This window comes from Zongyangia sp. (genome assembly GCF_965361945.1).
Genome location: NZ_CBDTOK010000069.1, coordinates 1 through 5,826 on the forward strand (window position 1 = coordinate 1; position 5,826 = coordinate 5,826).

Below are 5,826 nucleotides of genomic sequence, written 5' to 3' on the forward strand. Positions count from 1 at the left end.
TCAATGGGATGCTGGACAGATTCGATGGTTAGGAATTTGTCGATGACATCGAAGTTATCGAAGGCGCCCACCCCTACGCCGCCGGTGATGGCGGCGCCCATGGAGGTAGCCTCCTCCAGCACATTAGGCTTTTGGATGTCACAGCGGTACATGTCGGCGAAAATTTGCCGCCAGGCCCGGCTTTTGGCACCGCCGCCGATGAGGGTCATCTCGTCGATGCGGACCCCCTTCTTTTTAAAGCAGTCCATGACGACCCCCAGGTTCAGGGCGACGCCCTCCTGAACGGCTCGGACGATATCGTCCTTGGTGTGCTCCATGGTCAGCCCCACAAAGGCGCCACGGGCGTGAGGATTCCAGCGGGGACTGCGCTCGCCGATGAGATAGGGCAGGAAGAGGAGCCCTTTGGCTCCAACAGGGGAACGGTTGGTCTCCTGCTCTAAGATGTCGTAGGGGGATACCTGCTGCTGCTCCGCCAATACGCCCTCATACTGGCAGAGGGTGTTTTTTAGCCAGCTCATAGAGCCTCCGCCGCACTGCATGGTACCGGTGGGGAGGACATAGCCCGGGACAATGTGGGCCCAGGTAAAGGTGCGCATTTCCTCGTCGTAGACAGGCTCCTTTGTGGTGATAGAAATCCAGGAGGAGGTGCCCATACAGCTGTGGGCAATGCCCTCCTTGACACAGCCGGTGCCTACAGCGGCGCAGACCCCATCCCCGCCGCCGCAGACCACTGGAGTCCCCTCCAGAAGGCCGCACTCCTGAGCCGCCTGACGGGTGACGGTTCCGGCAATGTCGGTAGAGGCGAGCAGCTGAGGGAGCTTTTCCTTATCCAAACCCATGACATCGATGAGCTGGTCGGACCAGACCCGCCGTCCCAGATCCATCAGACAGGTGGAGGAGGCGTCGGTATATTCGGTGACAAACTCCCCAGTGAGCTTGAGAAGGATATAGTCCTTGGCATTGAGCATCTTATAGGTTTTCCGATAGAGATCCGGCTCATTATTTTTGACCCACATCAGCTTCTGCCCGCCGTAGGAGGGACTGATCCGGTGGCCGGTAATGCGGTAGAAATCCTGATCGCTGATTCCCGCCCGGATCTGTTCCATCTCTTGGGTGGAGCGCATGTCCGCCCAGATGAGGGATTCCCGCAGGGGATTGCCTCTGTCATCTACGCACAGGCATCCCATCATTTGTCCGCTGAAGGAAACAGCGGCGATCTCTTTGACATCGATGGATGAGACAAGATTTTTGGTGGTGACACAGACCGCCTTCCACCAGTCGTCGGGATTTTGTTCCACCCAGTTGGCATGGCTGACATGGGTGTCGTAGGAATAGATCTGGCTTCCCACCAGCTCCCCCTCGGTGGTGTAGAGGGTGGCCTTGTTGCCGGAGGTGCCCAGATCATGGGCTAATAGGTACTGGGGCATATGACGACTCTCCTCTCGGGATTACTTTTCCAGGGACGCTTTGTAGGCTTCGGTAATGGCTACGGAACTGGAGCTTCCGATGCGCTCGGCGCCAGCCTCCACCAGGGCCAGGCAGGTTTCCAGGTCCCGGATGCCGCCAGCGGCCTTGACCTTGACCAGATCGCCTACGGTTTCCTTCATCAGCCGGACGTCCTCCACAGTGGCGCCGCCGGTGCCAAAGCCGGTAGAGGTCTTGATAAAATCAGGCTGTACCTCTTTGGCGATGAGGGCCGCGGTTTTGATCTCTTCTTTGGTAAGATAGCAGTTTTCAAAGATTACCTTGGAGATGACATTGTGTTTGCGGCACAAAGAAACGATGGCCTGCATCTCCTCTTTGATGTAGTCGGTGTTGCCCATCTTCAGTTGGCCGATGTTGAGGACATAATCGATCTCATCGGCGCCGTTGTGGATGGCATCCTCAGTTTCAGCCAGTTTCACCGGAATGGTGGTCTGGCCCAGGGGAAAGCTGATGGCAGCGCCTACATGGACATCGGTGCCTTTAAGATACTCTTTGCACAGTTTGGTTTGGCAGGAGTTGATGGCCACCATCCGAAAACCGTAATCGGCTGCTTCCTTGCACAACTTTTCGAAATCGCCGTCCACGGCAAAAGCCTTCAGGTTGGTGTGGTCGAACAGCTTGGCAAACTGCGCTACAGTCAATTTTTCTTTGTTCATGATTTTACTCCGTTCTGCCGCTGTCTGCGGCCATGAATTTCTCTTGCCAATCCCCCAAAACTGGACAGAAAGGAAGAAATGTGATAATGTAATTACATTATAGGGCTCAGTAAGGCCATTGTCAAGGGGAGAAAGGGAAAAATATCTCTATCCTATAAAAAAATGTAGATTTTTATGGAAGGTTACCATTCAGTTTTTAAGAGCTTTCAAAGGAAAGTTGGTGGAAACTACTGTGCTTTGTGAGTGTTTATAGAGAGAGACACGCAAAATTGTGGAAAAAATTCATTGCGCTGGGCGAGAATATGTGCTAACATAATTTCATATATAAAGGAGGGATGGCTGTGCTGGAAAATGGTATGGAAGAATTTAAATTAGATCGGAACACGCCAGTGCCGCTTTACTACCAGCTTAAGCAATATCTGATTGGACAGATTCGCAGTGGAAAGCTCAAGGTAGGAGATATGCTCCCCACCGAATTCGAACTGTGTGAGAAATTTGGAGTGAGCCGCCCCACGGTACGCCAGGCCATGAGCGAGATGGTGGCGGAGGGCTACCTCTATCGCCACAAGGGCAAAGGCACCTTTGTTTCCAAGCCTAAGCTGGAAGGAAGGTTCTTCCAAAAGCTGCAAAGCTATAATGTGGAGATGACCCAGAAGGGGCTGGAGCCTGCCACCGAGGTCCTCAACCTCAAGACGGTGATGGCCAATGACGAAGTCTGTGTCAATCTAGGGCTGCCGGAAGATTCCCTCTGTATCCTACTGGAGCGGCTGCGCTTTGCTGACGGAGAGCCTATGGTCTATTTGGAGACCTTTATGCCCTATGAGCGCTTTAAAAGTCTCTTACAGGTGGATTTTTCCACCCTCAATCTCTACCAGGAGCTGGAGGAGCGCTTTCATATCAAGATTTACCGGGCCCACCGGGTGCTGGAGGCGCTGGCAGCCAATGAGATGGAGGCAAAGCTTTTGCAGATTCAGCCGGGGGAACCGGTGTGCTTTGTCACTACAGTGGCTTACACCAAGACGGAAGAAGCGGTGGAATATTCCCGGGCCAGATACCGGGGAGACCGAAATAAATTCAGCATCGATCTTTATACAGAATAGAAAAAGCGCGGGCATTTGCCTGCGCTTTTTTGCGTAGTTGGCACCAAAGATTCCGGGACAAAATTATGCAAATGCACGGGAATTGTCATCTTGTCTTCTGAAAGTCACTGGTTGTCTGCTGGATTCTATGGAAAATAGATGTAGAGACAACTTGTTTTTTGTGGAAAATTCATGTGAGAGTCTGATGAATATTCTGATTGGATCCATTGGAGTTTTGTTGACATCGACGGAAGGGTTTGCTAAAATGGAAATAAATTATGGAGATTGCCAGTTTCGGCACGCAGAGCGCAAAGGAACTGCCGAATGCTCTTTTATCAAATTTTGATATTCAGAGGAGGTTTACCATGGACAAAGCGGCAAGAATCAGGAAAGCGTTTGCGGACGGGGAAGGCGTCATCAGGATGGTGCCCAACTTCGTTCCGAGAAGTTTTAACCAGCCGGGCAGAAGGCTCAAGCTCCACCCGGATGATTACTATGCAAAGGGTATGGATCGGGGAGCGATCACCGAGCGGTGGTTTTCTTCCGTTTGCCCAGCGGCCAATGGCCCTCTGGCTCCAGAGGACGAAGGACTCAGCTATGTATCCCTGTCTGAGGACAAGGAGGACAAGATCCTCTTTAAGGATTTCATCGCGGAGCTAAAAGAGGAGATCATTGGTAAGGCTCTCTATGATGAATATGGAACCTTCCCTATGTACGCGAAATTCTTTGACAACAACGGGCCCTTGTTCCACCATATCCATCCGGCGGAGGAGACCGTCCGCGCGGTGGGCAACCACCAGAAGCCGGAGGCTTATTATTTCTCGCCCCAGATGAATAACCACATGGGTACCGCTCCCTATACATATTTTGGCTTTGACCCCGAGGTAACCAAGGAGGAGGTCAAAGAGCGCCTGCTTCAGTTCAGAACCAGGGACAACAAGATTACCGAGCTCTCCCGTGCTTACCGGGTCCAGCTGGGTACCGGCTGGTATACACCGCCTGGTGTCATCCATGCGCCGGCCTCTGTCTGCACCTATGAGCCCCAGTGGAACGCCGACTGCAACGTGGTCATGGAAAACGTCACCGCTGGAGAGGTCAACAAATACGATTCCCTCTGCCAGCAGTGCCCGGAGGATAAGAAAGAGGACATTGACTACATCATGAATTTCCTGGATTGGGAGAAGAATGTGGACCCGGATTACCGCAAGCATTATTTCCGCGCCCCCATCACCATCCACGAGGATGATGTCTATGTCGACAAATGGGTTTGCTATGCCAACCCCTATGTGGCGGCCAAGGAGCTGACCATCCTGCCCGGCCAGTCGGCATTGATCCAGGACGACGCCTGCTATGGATGCATCCTGGTTCAGGGCCACGGCAAATTCGGCAAGTATGACTGTGAGGCGCCGACCATGATCCGCTACGGAGATCTGACCTCCGATGAATTCTTTGTCAGCGAGGCTGCGGCCAAGAAGGGCGTGCTCATTGTCAATGAGAGCAAATTCGATCCCCTGGTCATCCTCAAGCATTTTGGCCCCAACAATTCCGGCCCCAAAGAGGTTCCCGAGAAATAATCTGACAATCATCACTTTGTGAGGAGGAAAACAAATGGCATACTTTAAATTTGGCGTAGATTCCTTTATCTGGACAGAGGTATTCTCCACCAAGGACCTGTGGATTATCCAAAAGGCCAAGGACCTGGGCTTTGAGGTCATCGACTTTGCCATCGCCCATCCGGAGACCTTCCCGTTAGAAGAAGTTAAGAAAGAACTGGACCGCGTTGGCATTGAATGCGTCACCACCACCACTTTGGATGACGCGAGAAACCCCATTTCCCCCGATCCGGCCATCCGGGCGGCGGCGGTCAAGTCCATGAAGCTGCTGGTGGATATCAACTATGCCCTGGGTTCCAAGGTGCTGGGCGGTGTCAACTATGCCTCTTGGGGCTATCTGACCAAGAAGCCCAGAACCCAGCAGGAGTGGGATTGGTCTGTGGAGTGCATGAGAGAAGTAGGGGAATACGCCAAATCCAAGGGTGATCTGAACATCTGTGTTGAGTGCGTCAACCGTTTTGAGACCCATTTCCTCAACATTGCCGAGGACGCGGTGAAATACTGCAAAGATGTAGGCACCGGCAACATCAAGGTACATCTGGACTGCTTCCATATGATCCGGGAGGAGACCAGCTTCCGGGATGCTGTTCTGACCTGCGGCAAAGAATATCTGGGCTATGTCCACGTCTGTGAGTCCAACCGAGGCATTCCGGGCACCGGACTTGTTCCCTTCAAGGAGTTCTTTGAGGCGGTCAAAGAGGTGGGTTATGACGGCCCGCTGGTCATCGAGTCCTTTGATCCCAGCTTTGAGGAGCTCAACGGCAACTGCGCCATCTGGAGAAAGCTGGCGGAGTCCGGCGAGCAGCTGGCTGTAGAAGGCTTGGCCAACCTGAAAAAAATCGCGGCCACTGTGGAATAGAAAAATTACATGGAAAAAACAACCGTCGGAAGATTTGCCGAGTGTGCATAAGGCAGTATCCGAAAAACACACAGAAATCGGCATTGCAGGGTAGAAACGAGAGTACGGATCGAAGGGTTCGTACTCTTTTTCTG

The 5,826-nt window shown here is 52.7% G+C and carries 5 protein-coding genes; 3 read left to right on the forward strand and 2 right to left on the reverse strand.

Features of this window, described 5'->3' with window-relative positions:
- Both xylB and deoC read right to left on the reverse strand, forming a co-directional pair.
- Nucleotides 1–1,427: xylulokinase (gene xylB, locus ACZ25G_RS04415; RefSeq protein ID WP_463681674.1), on the reverse strand; the 1,427-nt coding region annotated here is incomplete at its 3' end.
- Nucleotides 1,428–1,448: 21 nt separating this feature from the next.
- Nucleotides 1,449–2,141 carry a deoxyribose-phosphate aldolase gene (deoC, locus tag ACZ25G_RS04420; RefSeq protein ID WP_463681675.1) on the reverse strand — a complete coding sequence of 231 codons (693 nt, stop codon included), beginning with the start codon at nucleotides 2,139–2,141 and terminating at the stop codon, nucleotides 1,449–1,451.
- Nucleotides 2,142–2,482: 341 nt separating this feature from the next.
- On the opposite strand from deoC, the gene ACZ25G_RS04425 reads away from it, so the two are divergent.
- The 3 genes from ACZ25G_RS04425 to ACZ25G_RS04435 all read left to right on the forward strand — a co-directional run bounded on the left by ACZ25G_RS04425 (nucleotide 2,483) and on the right by ACZ25G_RS04435 (nucleotide 5,692).
- Nucleotides 2,483–3,241 (forward strand): GntR family transcriptional regulator, encoded by a 759-nt coding sequence (locus tag ACZ25G_RS04425; RefSeq protein ID WP_224771577.1) that lies wholly within the window; start codon nucleotides 2,483–2,485, stop codon nucleotides 3,239–3,241.
- A 344-nt stretch (nucleotides 3,242–3,585) separates the two neighbouring features.
- Nucleotides 3,586–4,794 (forward strand): hypothetical protein, encoded by a 1,209-nt coding sequence (locus tag ACZ25G_RS04430; RefSeq protein WP_191482148.1) that lies wholly within the window; start codon nucleotides 3,586–3,588, stop codon nucleotides 4,792–4,794.
- A 34-nt stretch (nucleotides 4,795–4,828) separates the two neighbouring features.
- Nucleotides 4,829–5,692 (forward strand): sugar phosphate isomerase/epimerase family protein, encoded by an 864-nt coding sequence (locus tag ACZ25G_RS04435; protein WP_342680350.1) that lies wholly within the window; start codon nucleotides 4,829–4,831, stop codon nucleotides 5,690–5,692.
- Nucleotides 5,693–5,826: the final 134 nt, after the last annotated feature.